The organism is Variovorax sp. GW821-FHT10D07, assembly GCF_059415325.1.
Genome location: NZ_JBWKMZ010000010.1, coordinates 181,243 through 197,004 on the forward strand (window position 1 = coordinate 181,243; position 15,762 = coordinate 197,004).

The 15,762-nt window shown below is 71.4% G+C and carries 19 protein-coding genes; 3 read left to right on the forward strand and 16 right to left on the reverse strand.

Annotation, left to right across the window (positions count from 1 at the left end):
* Positions 1-23: 23 nt before the first annotated feature.
* Positions 24-1,418 carry an alkaline phosphatase PhoX gene (locus tag AC07PU_RS26695; protein WP_495321536.1) on the forward strand — a complete coding sequence of 465 codons (1,395 nt, stop codon included), beginning with the start codon at positions 24-26 and terminating at the stop codon, positions 1,416-1,418.
* Positions 1,419-1,545: 127 nt separating this feature from the next.
* Positions 1,546-2,073 (forward strand): nucleoside 2-deoxyribosyltransferase, encoded by a 528-nt coding sequence (locus tag AC07PU_RS26700; protein WP_495321537.1) that lies wholly within the window; start codon positions 1,546-1,548, stop codon positions 2,071-2,073.
* 1 nt (position 2,074) lies between these two features.
* Here the strand turns inward: AC07PU_RS26700 and fliR are convergent, their stop codons facing one another.
* The 13 genes from fliR to fliF form a co-directional block, all read right to left on the reverse strand.
* Positions 2,075-2,845 (reverse strand): flagellar biosynthetic protein FliR, encoded by a 771-nt coding sequence (gene fliR / locus AC07PU_RS26705; protein WP_057591753.1) that lies wholly within the window; start codon positions 2,843-2,845, stop codon positions 2,075-2,077.
* Between the two features lie 19 nt (positions 2,846-2,864).
* On the reverse strand, positions 2,865-3,134 hold the full coding sequence (gene fliQ, locus AC07PU_RS26710; protein WP_495321538.1) for a flagellar biosynthesis protein FliQ: 270 nt from the start codon (positions 3,132-3,134) through the stop codon (positions 2,865-2,867).
* Positions 3,131-3,880, reverse strand: a complete 750-nt coding sequence (gene fliP / locus AC07PU_RS26715) for a flagellar type III secretion system pore protein FliP (RefSeq protein WP_495321539.1) — start codon at positions 3,878-3,880, stop codon at positions 3,131-3,133. Before fliP ends, fliQ begins: the two co-directional genes overlap by 4 nt.
* A complete protein-coding gene (locus AC07PU_RS26720; protein WP_093341687.1) occupies positions 3,861-4,157 on the reverse strand; it encodes a FliO/MopB family protein in 297 nt (98 codons plus the stop codon). Before AC07PU_RS26720 ends, fliP begins: the two co-directional genes overlap by 20 nt.
* A 25-nt stretch (positions 4,158-4,182) precedes the next feature.
* Positions 4,183-4,548 carry a flagellar motor switch protein FliN gene (gene fliN, locus AC07PU_RS26725; RefSeq protein WP_093341686.1) on the reverse strand — a complete coding sequence of 122 codons (366 nt, stop codon included), beginning with the start codon at positions 4,546-4,548 and terminating at the stop codon, positions 4,183-4,185.
* Complete coding sequence (gene fliM, locus AC07PU_RS26730) at positions 4,538-5,527, reverse strand: flagellar motor switch protein FliM (RefSeq protein WP_495321540.1); 990 nt, start codon at positions 5,525-5,527, stop codon at positions 4,538-4,540. Before fliM ends, fliN begins: the two co-directional genes overlap by 11 nt.
* Before the next feature lie 13 nt (positions 5,528-5,540).
* A complete protein-coding gene (locus AC07PU_RS26735; protein ID WP_495321541.1) occupies positions 5,541-6,107 on the reverse strand; it encodes a flagellar basal body-associated FliL family protein in 567 nt (188 codons plus the stop codon).
* Between the two features lie 107 nt (positions 6,108-6,214).
* On the reverse strand, positions 6,215-7,468 hold the full coding sequence (locus AC07PU_RS26740) for a flagellar hook-length control protein FliK (RefSeq protein WP_495321542.1): 1,254 nt from the start codon (positions 7,466-7,468) through the stop codon (positions 6,215-6,217).
* The gene (locus AC07PU_RS26745; RefSeq protein ID WP_398500445.1) at positions 7,465-7,914 is read right to left on the reverse strand and encodes a flagellar export protein FliJ; all 450 of its coding nucleotides are present in this window, start codon (positions 7,912-7,914) and stop codon (positions 7,465-7,467) included. Before AC07PU_RS26745 ends, AC07PU_RS26740 begins: the two co-directional genes overlap by 4 nt.
* 61 nt (positions 7,915-7,975) lie before the next feature.
* On the reverse strand, positions 7,976-9,382 hold the full coding sequence (gene fliI / locus AC07PU_RS26750; RefSeq protein WP_093341679.1) for a flagellar protein export ATPase FliI: 1,407 nt from the start codon (positions 9,380-9,382) through the stop codon (positions 7,976-7,978).
* Positions 9,369-10,046 carry a FliH/SctL family protein gene (locus AC07PU_RS26755; RefSeq protein ID WP_398500447.1) on the reverse strand — a complete coding sequence of 226 codons (678 nt, stop codon included), beginning with the start codon at positions 10,044-10,046 and terminating at the stop codon, positions 9,369-9,371. The genes fliI and AC07PU_RS26755 overlap by 14 nt, the downstream gene beginning before the upstream one ends.
* Before the next feature lie 43 nt (positions 10,047-10,089).
* Positions 10,090-11,082, reverse strand: coding sequence for a flagellar motor switch protein FliG (gene fliG / locus AC07PU_RS26760; RefSeq protein ID WP_395347534.1), 993 nt, complete (start codon positions 11,080-11,082; stop codon positions 10,090-10,092).
* 15 nt (positions 11,083-11,097) lie between these two features.
* Positions 11,098-12,843: a flagellar basal-body MS-ring/collar protein FliF gene (gene fliF / locus AC07PU_RS26765; RefSeq protein WP_495321543.1), complete on the reverse strand. Its 1,746-nt coding sequence runs from the start codon at positions 12,841-12,843 to the stop codon at positions 11,098-11,100.
* Between the two features lie 158 nt (positions 12,844-13,001).
* On the opposite strand from fliF, the gene fliE reads away from it, so the two are divergent.
* The gene (fliE, locus tag AC07PU_RS26770) at positions 13,002-13,319 is read left to right on the forward strand and encodes a flagellar hook-basal body complex protein FliE (protein WP_495321544.1); all 318 of its coding nucleotides are present in this window, start codon (positions 13,002-13,004) and stop codon (positions 13,317-13,319) included.
* A gap of 73 nt (positions 13,320-13,392) precedes the next feature.
* Here the strand turns inward: fliE and AC07PU_RS26775 are convergent, their stop codons facing one another.
* From AC07PU_RS26775 to fliD, 3 genes are all read right to left on the reverse strand, one after another.
* On the reverse strand, positions 13,393-13,692 hold the full coding sequence (locus tag AC07PU_RS26775) for a flagellar protein FliT (RefSeq protein WP_093341673.1): 300 nt from the start codon (positions 13,690-13,692) through the stop codon (positions 13,393-13,395).
* A 19-nt stretch (positions 13,693-13,711) separates the two neighbouring features.
* Positions 13,712-14,128, reverse strand: coding sequence for a flagellar export chaperone FliS (gene fliS / locus AC07PU_RS26780; RefSeq protein ID WP_208509020.1), 417 nt, complete (start codon positions 14,126-14,128; stop codon positions 13,712-13,714).
* Positions 14,129-14,226: 98 nt separating this feature from the next.
* Positions 14,227-15,675, reverse strand: a complete 1,449-nt coding sequence (fliD, locus tag AC07PU_RS26785) for a flagellar filament capping protein FliD (protein WP_296787778.1) — start codon at positions 15,673-15,675, stop codon at positions 14,227-14,229.
* Positions 15,676-15,762 lie beyond the last annotated feature (87 nt).

Here is a 15,762-nt window from a genome sequence, read left to right on the forward strand (position 1 = left end):
CCTGACTTCACGATGCAAAGAACATGACAAAAGCCTTCCCCGCGATTCCCCTCGACCTGCCCCAGCGCCGCGCCTTCCTGCGCCAGAGCTTCGCCACCGCCGGTGCCGTCACGCTGCCCGCCTTCCTCGCCGCCTGCGGCGGTGGCGGCGACGGCGTGGCCTTCCCGCCGATCGGCGCCCTGCCGCCGAGCCCGCCGCCCGCGGGCGAGCCGCCCGCACCGCCGCCGGCGCCGCCCGTGAAGAAGAGCCCGTTCGCCGAGTTCTCCGCGCTGCAGGCCGCCGACGCCAACGGCGTGATGCTGCCCAAGGGCTTCAGCTCGCGCATCGTCGCGCGCTCGGGCACCGCGGCCGCGGGCAGCTACGCATGGCATGCCGCGCCCGATGGCGGCGCGGTCTATCCGGGCCCCGACGGCGGCTGGATCTACCTGAGCAATTCGGAAGTCAGCAAGACCGGCGGCGTCGGCGCGCTGCGCTTCGACAAGAACGGCGTGGTCGTCGATTCGTACGCCGTGCTCAAGAACACCTCCACCAACTGCGCCGGCGGCCCCACGCCCTGGGGCACCTGGCTCTCGTGCGAGGAGCATTCGAGCGGCATGGTGTGGGAGTGCGATCCCGCCAAGCCCTGGGTCGATGCCAACAGCGCGCCCAGCCTGCCCGCGCTCGGCCTCTATGCGCACGAAGCCGTCTGCGTGGACCCGGTCCACAAGATGCTCTACCTGACTGAGGACGCCTCGGGCGGCCGCGTCTACCGCTTCGTCTGCGACGCCAGCGACTGGCCCGAGGGCGCGGCGCGTCCCGCCATGAAGAGCGGCCGGCTCGAAGTGCTCAAGGTCAAGGGCATCGTGAACGACGTGGACCTCGCCGCGCCCGACTACGCCAAGCTCAAGGACTACGGCACGCCCCAGCCCGTGGAATGGCTCGACGTGATCAATCCCGAGAAGGCGCAGGCCGGCGTGCGCAGCGCCATGCGCACCGGCGGCCTCACGCCGCCCGGCGCCATCTTCACCAAGGCCGAGGGCATCTGGTTCTTCAACGGCATCGTCTACTTCGTGACCTCGTTCAATGCCCGCATCTGGGCCTACGACACGCTGAACCAGACGCTCGAGGTGATCTACGACGGCAAGGACAAGGACCCGGCCACGCACTCGATCGACGAGCCCGACAACCTGACGATCTCGGCGCTCGGCGACATCCTCGTGGCCGAGGACGCGGGCAACCTCGAGATCGGCGTGCTGCGCATCGAAGCCGGCACCTCCCAGCCGCTGATGCGCCTCGTGGGCCACGACGACAGCGAAGTCACCGGCCCCGCCCTCTCGCCCGACGGCACGCGCCTGTACTTCAGCTCGCAGCGCGGCACCAGCGGCTCGAGCAACGGCGGCATCACCTTCGAGATCACGCTGCCTTCGCCCGCCAAGTAAAGCGGCACGGCGCGCATTCCTGCGAGCAGTCTTGGCCCGGTTCGTCCGGGCTTTTTTTCGTCCGCGGCGATATGCCAGGGCGCATCGCCCTACGCACACGCGCGCCATGCCGCCGCATACTCGGCCCATGAACGCTCCTTCCGACCGCGTGCGGCGCGTCTACCTCGCCGGCCCCGATGTCTTCAGCGCCGATGCCACGGCGCGCCTGCAGCGCCTGGTCGAGGCCTGCGAGGCGCGCGGCCTCGAGGCGCTGCCGCCGGCCGAGGATGCGAGCGGCCCGGCCACGCCGCCGGCCGAGGTGGCGCAGGCGATCTACGACACCAACATGGCGCTGCTGCGCCGCGCCTCGGGCGTGATCGCCGACCTGTCGCCGTTCCGCGGCACCGAGCCCGATTCGGGCACGGTGTTCGAGGTCGGGGTGGCGATCGCGCTGGGCCTGCCGGTGGTGGGCTACGGCATTCCCGAGGGCAGCTATGCGGCGCGCGTCGAAGCGGCACTGCCCACGCGGCGCGATGCCGACGGCACCTTGCGCGACGCGAACGGCATGGCGATCGAGGGTTTCGAGCTGCCGCTCAACCTGATGCTGGCCTGCTCGATCCGCATCGCGCGCACGGCCGAGGAAGCGCTCGACCTGTTGCAGCAGCGACTGGGCTGACTCAGCGGCCGCCCGCGGCGGTCGTGATCATGCGTTCCATCAGCGCGAGCAGCGGCTGCTCCATCATCGGCAGCACCAGCGCGATGCCGGCCAGGCCCGCGGTCAGCGTGACCGGGAAGCCGATGGCGTAGATGTTCATCTGCGGCGCCACGCGCGAGACGATGCCCAGCGTGAAGTTGACGAACAGCAGGAGGCCGATCATCGGCAGCGCGATCCACATCGCGCTCGCGAACAGGTCCGTGCCCAGTTCGTGCATGCGCGTGCGCGCCAGCGCCTGCAGCAGGCTGCCGCCGACCGGGAAGGCCTCGAAGCTGCGGATCACCGCCATCAGCACCGTGAGGTGGCCGTTGATCACCACGAAGAACAGCACCGCGATGTTGCCGAAGAAGCGCGACACGGCGCTGGTCTGGCCGCTGCTCACGGGGTCGAAGAAGGAGGCGAAGTTCAGGCCCATCTGCAGGCCCACGAGCTCGCCCGCGAACTCCACCGCCGCGAACACCATGCGCACCGAGAAGCCGATCGCCATGCCGATGCCCACCTGCTGCACCAGCGTGCCGAGCATCGCGGCGTCGTTGAGGCCGATCATCGGCGGCGTGTCCAGCGTGGCCTGCGCGCACAGCGCGACCATGAAGGCCAGCCCGATGCGCGCGCGCACCGGAAAGGCACGCGAGGAGAAGACCGGCGCGGTGGTGAACACGCCCAGCACGCGCAGGAAGGGCCACAGCACGGGCGTGACCCAGGCCATGAGCTGGGCTTCGGTGAAGGTCAGCACAGCAACGGAAGAAGGCGCGCTACAGCACCATCTGCGGAATCGACTCGATCACGCGGCGGATGTAGTCGACCAGCGTGGCGAGCATCCACGGCCCGGCCAGCGCGAACACCGCCACGGCCGCCACCAGCTTGGGCACGAAGGCCAGCGTGGCCTCGTTGATCTGCGTGATGGCCTGGAAGATGCTCACGACCAGGCCCACGACCAGCACCACCAGCAGCACGGGCAGCGACACGGTCAGGAGCATGACCAGCGCCTCCTGCCCTATCGTCAGGACCATCTGCGCGTTCATGTGGCGAAGCTCGCGGCGAGCGAGCCGATCAACAGGTTCCAGCCGTCCGCGAGCACGAACAGCATGAGCTTGAACGGCAGCGCGACCAGCACCGGCGACAGCATCATCATGCCGAGCGACATCAGCACGCTCGAGACCACGATGTCGATCACCAGGAACGGGATGAAGATCATGAAGCCGATCTGGAACGCCGACTTGAGCTCGCTGGTGGCGAAGGCCGGGATCAGCACGCGCATCGGCGCGGTCTCGGCCTTCACGTCGGCCGGCAGCTTGGCCAGCCGCGCGAACAGCGCGAAGTCGCTCTGGCGCGTCTGCTTGAGCATGAACTGGCGCATCGGCGTCTCGGCGCGCTTGAGCGCCTCCTCGAAGCCGATGGCATTGGTGCTGTAGGGCTTGTAGGCCTCGTCGTAGACGCGGTCCAGCGTGGGGCCCATCACGAACACCGTGAGGAACAGCGACAGGCCGATGATCACCTGGTTGGGCGGCGCCGACTGCGTGCCCAGCGCCTGGCGCAGCAGCGACAGCACGATCACGATGCGCGTGAAGCCGGTCATCATCAGCACGATGGCCGGCAGGAACGACAGCGCGGTGAAGAACAGCAAGGTCTGCACCGGCACCGAGAAGCTGGTGCCGCCGCTGCCCGAGCCCACCAGCAGCGGCAGCTGGCCGCCGGTCTCCTGCGCGAGGGCGAACGCGGGCGCGAGCAGCGCGAGGGCCGCGAGGGCCTTAGCGCGGCAGTTGCGCATGCGGCACCTCGGAAGACGCGGCCGGCAGCGTGTGCAGGCAGGTGATCGACTGGCCGGTCACGCCCAGCACCAGCCAGGTCCGCGCGCCCTCGGGCCCGACCTCGACCGTCACCACGCGCTGCTGCGGGCCGACCGCCACCGCCGACAGCAGGCGCGAGGCGGAACCGCCCGCGCCGGCCGGACCGAGCCCGCGGCGCTGCTGCAGGCGGCGCAGCACGAAGGGCACGGCGCAGATCAGGCCGATGAAGACGACGATGGTGAGCAGGCTCTGCGTCATGAAGGCAAACGGAGGAAAAGCCGCCTCAGACCCGGTTGAGCCGGCGCAGCCGCTCGGCCGGCGCGACCACGTCGGTCAGCCGGATGCCGAACTTGTTGTTGACCACCACCACCTCGCCCTGGGCGACGAGGTAGCCGTTGACCAGCACGTCCATCGGCTCGCTCGCGAGCGTGTCGAGCTCCACGATCGAGCCCTGGCCCAGCTGCAGGATCTGCTTGATCGGTACCTTCTTGCGACCCAGCTCCACCGAGAGCTGCACCGGGATGTCGAGCACGCGCTGGATGTCCTGCAGCGGCGCCGCGCCCGAAGCGGCGGCGCCCGCGGGCACTTCCTCGAGCGCCTCGGCCCAGCCGCCGGCCGCGTTGTCTGGGGTGGCTTGATCAGTGGACATGTGAACCTCCAAGCCAGTGCGGGTCGTCGCCGCGCAGGCATTCGTCGATGCGCAAGGCGTAGCGCGCGTTGTGGGTGCCGTAGTGGCAGATGAAGACGGGGGCGCCCTCGACCGAGGCCACCAGTTGCGGCAGGCGGTCGAACTGGATGAAGTCGCCGGGCTTCATGCTCATGAGCTGCGCCACCGTGACCTCGGGATGGGCCAGCTCGGCCACCAGCGTGACCTCGGCGGCCTGGATCTCGCGCGTGAGCATGGTCACCCAGCGCCGGTCCTCGGCCATCTCGCGCGCCTGCTGCGCGCCGTAGAGCACAGAGCGGATCGGCTCGAGCGAGGCATACGGCAGGCAGACGTGGATGTGGCCCGTGACGCCCGCCACGCTGACCTTGATCAGGTTGACCAGCACCGTGTCGCCGGGCGCGGCCACGTCGACGAACTGCACGTGGGTCTCGGAACGGTCGGGCACCAGCTTGAGCGGGTACACGTCCTGCCAGGCGCTGTTGTAGGCATGGCAGATCGCCCCGAGCGCGCGCTGGATCACGCGCTGCTCGGTCGGCGAGAAGTCGCGGCCCTCGATGGGCGCATGCACCGTGCCCGAGCCGCCGTACAGCGCATCGACCAGCGCCGAGATCAGCGTGGCCTCGCAGACCACCAGCGCGCGGCCGCGCAGCGGCGGCATCGCCACGATGTTGAAATTGGACGGCAGCGGCAAGGCGCCGAGGAAATCGGAGAAGCGCAGCAGCTGCACCGGCTCGATCGCGATGTCGGCGCTGCGGCTCACGAGCTGGAACAGACCCTGGCGCAGGTTGCGCGCGAAACGGTCGTGCACCACGTCGAGCGTGGGCATGGGGCGGCGCACCAGCCGCTCCTCGCCGGCCGTGATGTCGTAGTCGCGCGCGGCCGCGTCGGCCATGCGCTCGGCGGTGTCGGCGGGGGCCGCCGACTCGGGCGTGGCCTCGGTGTGCTGTTCGCTGCTGCTCATGGGCGCTTCGGGCTCACTGCACGATGAAGCTGGAGAACAGCACGCCGCGCACCGGGCCGTTCGCGCGCGGCTTGCGCGCACGCGGCGCCTCGTCGTCGCCGGCGCGCGCCGCGTCGGGGTTGAGCACGCGCGTCACCTCGATCATCACGTCATCGGCCAGCTTCTCCTTGCCGTCGCGCTTGAGCAGTTCCTCGGAAGTGCGCTGCGACACCAGCATCAGCATCCGGCTGCGCACCACGGGCATCAGCGTCTTCAGGCGCGCGGCGGTCTTCTCGTCCCGCACGTCGAGCGTCATGCCGATCTGGGCGACGCGTTCGCCGCCCGGGTCGGCCAGGTTCACGATCAGGTTCTCGAGCGCGAGGTAGGTGGCGTCCGCATGCTTGGTATCGGGCTCGGATTCCGCATCGGCGGCGGCAGCCGGTGCCGCGGCGCCGGTCTTGTTGAGGAAGAACCAGGTACCGCCCGCGGCCGCGCCGCCGGCCAGCAGCACGGCGACGACGATGCCCAGGACGAGCTTCATCCGGCCCTTGGGCGGCGGCGCGGCGGTGGCCGTGGCGGAGTCGGCGGCTTTGGCGGACACGGTGGATTTCCTTGGGGGCACGGACGGCGGCCATCGCCGTCCTCGTGCGATCGATTATTCGATCGCGAGGGCCGCGGGAAGGGGCGGAAAAAAGGGGGGAAAACCGCTCAGACGTACAGATCGAGCGCGCGCCCCGCCGGCAGCGGCGCACGCGCGACGACCGGCGCGGGCGCCGAGGCGGAGGCCGCACCGAGCCGCGCGACGCCGCGCACCACGCCGCGCGCATCGGACCACCCCTCGCCCTCGCCGCGCTGCTGCGTGCCCGCGGACTGCGCATCCACGGTCACGCCCGACAGCAGCAGCCCCTCCTGCCCGAACAGGTCCTTAAGCTGCGCCGCGGCCTGGCCCAGCATCTGGCGCACCTCGGGCTGGTCGCTGCGGAACGCGATCTGCGCCTCGTTGCCCTGCACCTGCACGCTGAACGACACGGTCTGGCCCGGCGCGAGTTCGAGCGAGACCTCGGCGCCCTGCGACTTCTGCGCCAGCCACCAGCTGACCTGCTCGGTCATGCGGTCGGCGAGCACGGCGCCACCGGCCGAGGCGGCGGCGGACGCGGCATCCACGGGCGCCATCCAGGCCGACGATGCCGAGGCGGAGGAGGACGTGCCCGCGGTCACGCTGCCGGGATCGGCGAGCGTGCCGGTGGCGCTGCCGCGCTCGGTGCTTCGCTCGGCGCGGCGCGGCGCGGCCACGGTGGCGACGGTTTCCGTCACCGCGGCCTGGATCGTTCGCGCCTGCGCGGACAGCGAGGCGGCCGCGAGCTCTTCCTTCGGCGGCAGGGCCTGCGACGGCGCGGTGCGCGGCGGCGCGGCCGCGGCATCGGCCGCCGCCAGGTTCGCCAGGCGCTGCGCCGTGCTGCGCGCGGTCGCCGCGGCATTCGGCTTGGCGGTGGGCGCGGCGGGGAGATCGACAGCGGCGTCCTGCGCGGTGCCAGGCGTCGTCGGCAGCGCGGGCATGCCCTTGGCGGGCTTCGGTCCCGCTCCGGCGCCGTTCACGGCATCGACAGCGGCCTCGGCCGTGGCGACGGGCGCGTCCCCCGCCTTGCCCTCGCGGCTCACGAAGGCGCCCTGCGCCAGCAGCATCCAGGGCTCGACGGCCGGCTGCGTGGTTGCGGGTACTGGTGCGCCGGCAAGCGCCTCGTCGGCCTTCTCGTCCTCTTTCGAGGCACCCGCGGTGGGTGCCTTCGCGGGCCTCGAAGCGCCCTCCTCGCCGGCCGCTTCCGCCGCCTCCGAGGCCTGGGATTCATTCGCGTCCTCGAGCGCCCGGTCGAAGGCATCGGCCGCGCCGCCTTGCTCGCGCGCGGCCGGCGCACGCGCGGGCAGCAAGGGATCGACGCCCGTGCGCGCGACTTCGACGCTCATCGCCATTCCTCCGTGCGTTCCTGGTGCCGGCGGTGCTGCAGCGCCGCCTGTTCGTCCGTCTGCTTCTGCGCGCGCCGGTCGGCCTGCAGCTGCAGCTCGCGCTCGCGCGCCTGTACCAGCTGGCGCAGGCTCTCGAGCCGCGCCTCGGCCTCGCGCACCGGCACGGCCGCGCGCTCCACGCCCTGGCCGAGCTCGCGCACGATGCCGGTCTGCAACGCGATCGCGTGATCGAGCCGCTCCATGAACTGGTAGTGGTGGCGCATCAACTCGGGCGTGCAGTTGAGAGAGCGCGTGGCCCAGCGCGCGGTGCATTCCTGCGCGTAGCTCTCGAGCTGGTCGAGCTGCACCTGGCCCGCGAGCCACTTCTGCCGCGCCTGCGCGAGCACCTGCACCGCGGCGTCGCGCCGGTCGCGCGCCATGTCGGCCGCGATTTCGAGACCGCTCATCGAAGTACCTTCGTGCTTCGCACTGCGGTGCGAGCTTGCTTGGGGCGGCCCGGCGCGGCGCTCATGGCTGCCGGCCCTCGAGCACGTCGGCCATGCCGCCGAGGCTCACATCGAAGGGCGCGCTCTCGTGCATGCGCTGCTGCAGGAACGCGGTCATCGCGGGCTGCAGCCGGATCGCCTGGTCGAGCGCCGGGTCGCTGCCCGCGGCATAGGCGCCCACGCGCACCAGGTCGCGGCTCTTGCGGTAGCGCGAGTAGATGGCGCGGAAGTGGCGCGCGCACTCGAGGTGGCCGGCCGAGGCCACGTTGTGCATCACGCGCGAGGCCGACTGCTCGATGTCGATGGCCGGGAAATGCGCCTCCTCGGCCAGCGCGCGCGACAGCACGATGTGGCCGTCGAGGATGGCGCGCGCGGCGTCGGCGATCGGGTCCTGCTGGTCGTCGCCCTCCGACAGCACGGTGTAGAAGGCGGTGATCGAGCCCACGCCGTTGAGGCCGTTGCCGCTGCGCTCCACCAGCCGCGGCAGCTTGGCGAAGCACGAGGGCGGATAGCCCTTGGTGGCCGGCGCCTCGCCGATCGCCAGCGCGATCTCGCGCTGCGCCATCGCATAGCGCGTGAGCGAATCCATCAGCAGCAGCACGTGCAGCCCCTGGTCGCGGAAATGCTCGGCCACCGCGGTGGCATAGCTCGCGCCCTGCATGCGCAGCAGCGGTGGCGAATCGGCCGGCGCGGCCACCACCACCGAGCGCGCGCGGCCCTCGGGGCCGAGGATGTCCTCGATGAATTCCTTCACCTCGCGGCCGCGCTCGCCGATCAGGCCGACCACGATCACGTCGGCCGCGGTGTAGCGCGCCATCATCCCGAGCAGCACGCTCTTGCCCACGCCCGAGCCGGCGAACAGGCCGATGCGCTGGCCACGGCCGACGGTCAGCAAGGCATTGATCGCGCGCACGCCGGTATCGAGCGGCTCGCGCACCGGGTCGCGGTCCATCGCGTTGATCGGCGCGCGGTCCAGCGGCTCGGCGCTGACCTCGGTCAAAGGGCCCAGGTCGTCGAGCACATGGCCCTGCGGATCGACCACGCGGCCCAGCAGGCCGTCGCCCAGCGGCAGCCGCAGCGCGCCCACGCGCGGCGCGATGCCGGGGTCGGCCTCGCCGAGCCGCGGCACCGGTACGTAGGGCGCGGCCGGCACCACGCTGGCACCGCTCGACAGGCCCTGCACCTCGCCGGCCGGCATCAGGAAGGCGCGGTCGTTCGAGAAACCCACCACCTCGGCCAGCACCGCGGGCTGGCTGCCCATGCGCACCAGGCACTGCGAGCCCACGGGCGCGCGGATGCCCGAGGCCTCGAGCACCAGGCCGGTGAGCCGGGTCAGCGTGCCGCGCGCCTCGAGGCCGGCGTCGTGCGCCAGCCGCGCCTGCGCATCGGCCATGAACTGGCGCCAGTCGAGCGGGTCAGCCAGCCGCATCCGGGTCCTTCGGCGCCGCGTCGTCCTGCCACGGCATCGCCAGGCCCAGCGCCGCGACCGCGCGCGACCAGCGCGTGGCCACGCCGCCGTCGATGACGGTGCCGGCCGACTCGACCAGGCAGTCGCCGGGCGCGATGCCCGCGTCGGCCACCACGCTCACGGGCTGGCCCTCGAACTCGGCGCGCAGCGCGACGCCCAGCCTCTCGAAATCGGCCGGCGACAGCCGCACGGCGCTGGCCTTGCCATCGACCGCGAGCATCGCGAGCGCCTCGCGCACCACCGGCTCGAGCACGGCCGGCCGCGTCGCGATCTCCTGGCGCAGCACCTGGCGCGCGAGCGCGCAGGCGATCTCGAGCGTGCCGCGCGCGAGCTCCTGCTGCACCTCGGCCAGCTGCGCCTCGGCGCTTGCGAGCAAGGCGGCCACGCGCTGCGCGGCCTCCAGGCCCTCGTTGGCCTGGTAGGCCTCCATCTGTTCGCGCGCCTCGGCCTGCGCGGCCGCGCGGCCGGCCGCATAGCCTTCGTCGCGGCCCTGCTGGCGCGCCTCCTCGATCGCCTCGGGATCGACCACGCCGCCGAGCACGTTGCCCTCGGCGCCGACAGCGGCGAACTGCCAGCGCGCGAAGCGCGCGACGTCCTCGCCGCGGATGAAGGCGCCGCGGCTCACGCCCGGACCTCCGTCGTTTCAGCCAGCGTCATGCGTGCGCCCATCAGACGAACCCGCCATCGCCACCGCCCAGCATGATCTGGCCTTCGTCGGCGAGCCGGCGCAGCGCCTTGAGGATTTCCTTCTGCTGCGCCTCGACCTCCGACAGCCGCAGCGGCCCGCGCGCCTCGAGGTCCTCGCGCAGCGCCTCGGCCGCGCGCGAGGACATGTTCGAGAGGAACTTGTCGCGCAGCGGCGGCGCCGCGCCCTTGAGCGCGACGATCAGCGTCTCGGACGCGATCTCCTTCATCACCAGCTGCAGCGACTTGTCGTCGAGCTTCATCACGTCGTCGAAGACGAAGGTCAGGTCGGCGATCTGCTGCGCCAGCTCGGCATCGTGGTTGCGGATCGCCGCGATGGCCTGCGCATCGGCGCCGCTGCCCAGCAGGTTGATCATGCCGGCCGCCGTGCGCGGTCCGCCCAGCGAGGGCTTGCGCACCTTGGCGCCGCCCGAAAGCACGCGGAACATCACCTCGTTGAGGTCTTCGAGCGCGGCCGGCTGGATGCCCTCGAGCGTGGCCACGCGCAGCAGCACCTCGGCGCGCTGCAGGTCGGGCAGTTGCAGCAGGATCGCCGAGGCATGCTCGGGCTCCAGGTGCACCAGGATCGCGGCCACGATCTGCGGATGCTCGAGCTTGAGCACCTCGGCCACCGACGGCGCGTCCATCCACTTGAGGTTCTCGATGCCGCTGAGGTCGGCGGTCTGCAGGATGCGGTCGACCAGGATCGAGGCCTTCTCCTCGCCGAGCGCGTGGCGCATCACCGAGCGCACGTAGTCGCCGGTGTCGGCCGCGAACAGGCTCTGGCCCGCGGTGGCGGTGATGAAGCGGTCCGCCACCTCGCCGAGCCGCTCGCGCGACACCGCGCGGGTTTTGGCGATGGTCTCGCCGATCTTCTGCACCTCGCGCGGCGACAGGTGCCGCAGCACCTCGCCGGCTTCGTGTTCACCGAGCGACATCAGCAGGATCGCCGCGTCGTTGAGTCCCTGTTCGTCCATCTGCCTGGTTCCCGCTCAGCCGTGGACCCAGGTCTTGACGATGTTCGCCACCGCCACCGGGTTCTGCCGCGCCATCTGGCGCGCGCCCTCCAGCCGCATCTGCTCGGGCACCTGCTCCTGCGGCGAGGGCACGGCCACCGCCTCGGGCGCGCCGAGCGCGGGACGCTCGGGCGTGTCGGCCACCATCGCGTTGAGCTGGCTGCCGGCGGCGGGACCGCCGAGCGCCGGCGTGGTGCTGCCGGGCAGCGGCTTGGCCGCGGCCATGGCCTTGAGGCCGGGGCGCACCATGCCCAACAGCACGATCGCGCCGATCAGCACCAGCCCCACGGGCCAGGCGAAGCTGCGCGCCAGCTCGAGCGTTTCGGGGCGCTTCCACAGCGGCAGCTCGACCTGCACCGGCGCGTCGACCAGGAACGGCGTGTTCATCAGGTTCACCGAGTCGCCGCGCTCCTTGTTGAAGCCGATGCTCTCGCGCACCAGCGCCGTCATCTGCTCGACCTGCTGCGCCGACAGCGCGGTCGGCACCACCTTGCCCGCGGCATCGGCCACGCCCTGGTAGTTGACGACCACCGCCGCGCTGAGCCGGCGGATCTGGCCGCTGGCGCTTCGCACGGTCTTCACGGTCTTGTCGACCTCGTAGTTGATGGTGGACTCGCGCTTGCCCGGCGGACGCTGGGCCGCGGCACCCGCGGCGGCCGCACCTGTGGGCGCGAGCGCCGCGGCCGGCCCGTTGACCGGCGCCGACGAGGCACCGGGCGGCTGGTTCGAGGTCGCGCCGGGCACGCCCGCGGGCGGCGTGGCACCGGCCGCGCCGGGGCCGGTGGTCTCCACCGTCTGCTGGCTGCGCACGGCGCCGGCCTCGGCCGCCTGGTTCGGGCGGTGCTCCTCCATGGTCGTCTCGCTCTGCGAGAAGTCCACGTCGGCCGTGACCTGCGCCTTCACGTTCTGGCGCCCCACCACCGGCTCGAGGATGTCGAGGATGCGGCGCATGTACTGCTGCTCGATCTGCTGCACGTACTGCAGCTGCTGGCCCTCGCCGGCACCCGCGCCGCCCGTGGCGCCGTCGCCGGTCTGCGACAGCAGCTTGCCGCTGTCGTCGACCACGCTCACGGCCGAGGGCGCGAGCTCGGGCACGCTCGAGGCCACCAGGTGCACGATGCCCGCGATCTGGTTGCGCTCGAGCGTGCGGCCCGGGTGCAAGGTCAGCAGCACCGAGGCCGAGGGCTTCTGCTGCTCGCGGAAGAAGCCGTTCTGGTTCGGCAGCGCCAGGTGCACGCGCGCGCTCTGCACCGAGGCCAGGCCCTGGATCGAGCGCGTGAGCTCGCCCTCGAGGCCGCGCTGGAAGCTCAGCTTCTCCTGAAACTGGGTCATGCCGAAGCGGTTGTTCTCCATCAGCTCGAAGCCGGCCACCGAGCCCTTGGGCAGGCCCAGCGAGGCCAGGCGCAGGCGCACGTCGTGCACCTTGTCGGCCGGCACCATCACGGCGCCGCCGCCCTCGGTGTACTTGTAGGGCACGTTCATCTGGGCGAGCTGGGCGACGATCGCGCCGCCGTCCTTGTCGCCGAGGTTGGCGTAGAGCACGCGCCAGTCGGCCTGGCGGCCCATCACGATGGCGGCCACGGCCAGCGCCACCAGCAGCGCGGCACCGATCGCCAGCCGCAGGCGCTGGCGCCGGTCGAGCGACGCGAGGCGGCCCTGCCAGGCCGGGGCGGCAAGGGACGCGGGCTGGGCGGCGGGAAGTTCGGCGACGGCGGTGGACATGGGCTCGGCGGTGCGGGTGTTCGCACGGCGCGGAAGGCGCTTCGTGCTCGCTGCGATTATTCGGGCCGGCCCCGTCCCACATAAGCCCGATAAAGGGCTGCTTTCCTGCCCATTTCCCCGCGATCGCGCTCGGCCGAGCGCCCGTAGCATCGGTGCCCATGGACCTCCGACTCGCACCGCTGACTTCGCCCACCTCGGCGCAGGCTTTCGCGCGCACGGCGCGCGCCGCGCCCTCGGCCGCCGAGGGCAGCGGCGGCGGCTTCGCCGGGGCGCTCTCGGGTGCGCTGCAGTCGGTGAGCGCGGCCCAGAACCAGGCCGGCGCGCTGCAGCGCGAGGTTCAGCTCGAGAACCCGAACGTCAGCCTGGAGCAGACCATGGTCGCGATCCAGAAGGCGCAGATCGGCTTCCAGGCCACGATGCACGTGCGCAACCGCATGGTGCAGGCCTACAGCGACATCATGAACATGCAGGTGTGAGGCGACGGGCGCCCTGCCCGCCTGTCTTGCCGGACCGAGCCACCGCCTTGCCGGCGGTGTCGGTCCTTCTTCTTCAGTGGATCAGCTGCAGCCGCGAATCGAACAGGTGGTCGAGGTCGGCGATCCACGGCTCGGCCAACAGCCGGATCTCGGCATCGTTGCGCAGGATGCGCTGCATCACGCGGGTCTTCTCGGCGCGGTCGGTGCGCGGCAGTTCGAGGGTGGTGGCCTTGAAGCGCAACTGCTCGATCAGCACGGCGCAGGCGCCTTCGCAGCGCACCACGCCTTCCCAGTCTTCCATGCGGGCGGCCTCGAGCATCTGCTTGCTCGCGGCTTCGATCGCTTTGTAGTAGTCGAGCAGTCGCTCTTGCATGAAGGACTCCAAGGACGCCTCAGGCGGCCTGCGCGGGCTGGGAGGGCCCGATCTGTTTCCAGCTCTGTGCGACCGGTGCGATCAGCGAGGCCACTTCCGCCAGGGCCGCCCCGTCGTTGCGGAGGTTGGCGACCGTCAGGCGGTTGATGCAATAGTCGTACAACGCGCGGAGTGTAACCGCGAGTTCTCCACCCCGGGCCTCGTCGAGCCCACCCTTGAGGCCCTCCTCGAGGAATCGCACCGCCCGCATGATCTGCTGGCCCTTGAGCGCGATGTCGCCGCGCGCCAGCGCGCCGCTGGCGGCGTGGATCGACTGCAGCAGGCCGTCGAACAGCAGTTCGATGAGCCGGTGCGGGGAGGTCGAGGCGTCCACGCCCGATTCGGCGCCCACTCTGGAGTAGGCCTTGGCGGCGCGGGCTGCGGGCGAGGTGTACATGGTGCGGCTTCCTGTTCCGGTGTCTATGCCTTCTTTATCGGCATTCCGGTGCGGAAGTTGAGGCCCGCGGGCCCGGCGCGCGCGCCCGATCTCACGCCTCAGCTGGTGGACTTGTTCCACTGCGCCACCTGCTGGGAGATGTAGGTGTTGAGCGCGGTCAGCGAGGCCATCTTGGTGTCCAGCGCCGTGTACTGCGCGCGCAGCCGCTTCTCGGTCAGCGTCAGCCGGTCGTTGAGGTTGTCCTGGCTCTTGTCGTTGTCCTTGCGCTGGGCCTTGAGCGACTGGGTGCGGGTGTCGAGCGTGCCGTCGGTGGCCACGGCCGCCTGGGTGAAGGCCGACAGCCGCGTGGCGAAGCCGGTGGCGCTGGAGTCCACGGTGTTCTGCGGCGCGGCGAAGAACTGCTGCACGGCGGCCGGGTTCTTCAGCGCCGTGTCGAGCTTGGCGGTGTCGAGCGCGAGGTTGCCCGCGCCGTCCTTGGCGACCGTGATGCCGAGGTCGCTCAGACGCTGGATCGCGCCGCCGCCCGAGGGCGCGCCGACCAGGCTGCGCAGCGCGTTCTGCAGGCTCACGGCGGTGGAGTCGCCCTGCAGCAGCGCCGCGGTCTTGCTCGCCGCGTCGTAGGCGGTGGCCGAGTTCAGCGTCTGGTTCATGGTGTTGTAGGCCGTCACGAAGGCCTGGATCGTGCTGCGCAGGCCCGAGGTGTCGGTGGTCACGGCAACCTCGACCGGCGCCGTCGTCACCTGTGACAGCGTGAGGCTCAGGCCCGGCACGGTGTCGGCCAGCACGTTGCTGTCCGAGCGGATCGCCACGCCGTTGATGGTGGCCTCGGCATTGCGCGCGTACTGCACCGGGTTCGCCCCCATGCCCTGCCCCGTGCCGTCGAAGGCCAGCAGACCGAGGTCGGCACCGTCGCCCGAGCCCACGGGCGCCGCGGTCACGCGAAAGCCCGCGGCCTCGCCGGTGGCGCCCGAGCGCAGCATCAGCCGCTCGCCCGAGAGGTCCTTGAGCACGGTGGCGCTGACGCCCGCGCCGGCGGCGTTGATCTTGGCCGCGATGGCCGAGAGGCTGTCGCCCTCGTTCACGCTGATGTCGATCGCCGGCTTGTCGCCGGCCGCGAAGTTCGGGCCGCCCGCGTCGGTGTCGTTCCAGTCGCCGAGCTGGATGCTCAGCGTGCCGAGGCCGAAGCCGGTGCCCGTGGCCACCGCGCCCGAGGACACGGCCTGGGCGCGCGCGAGCTGCGACACCTGCATGGTGAAGCTGCTGGCCACGGCGTCGCCGGCCTTGGTCACGCTCGCGCTCAGCGCGGTGGCGTTCGAGCTCGAGGCGGTCTTCGCGTTCCAGGTCGCGGCGGCCGCCAGCTTGGTGGCCGCGTCGGACAGCGCCGAGAGTTGCGACTTCAGCGTGCCGAAGGCCGAGATCTTGTTGTCGAGCGTGGACGCCGTGCCCTGCAGCGCGGTCAGCGGCTTCTTCTCGATCGCCATCAGCTGCGTGATGATGGATTCGACGTCGAGCTGGCTGCCGATGCCGGTCGATGTGATGGTGGCCATGTCGTTTCTCCGATGCTGGAATCGCCTGCGCCCACGGAAAAAAGCGCGGGGGGGGGGAAAGGAGTGTTTGTTTGTCGCCCCCCCATG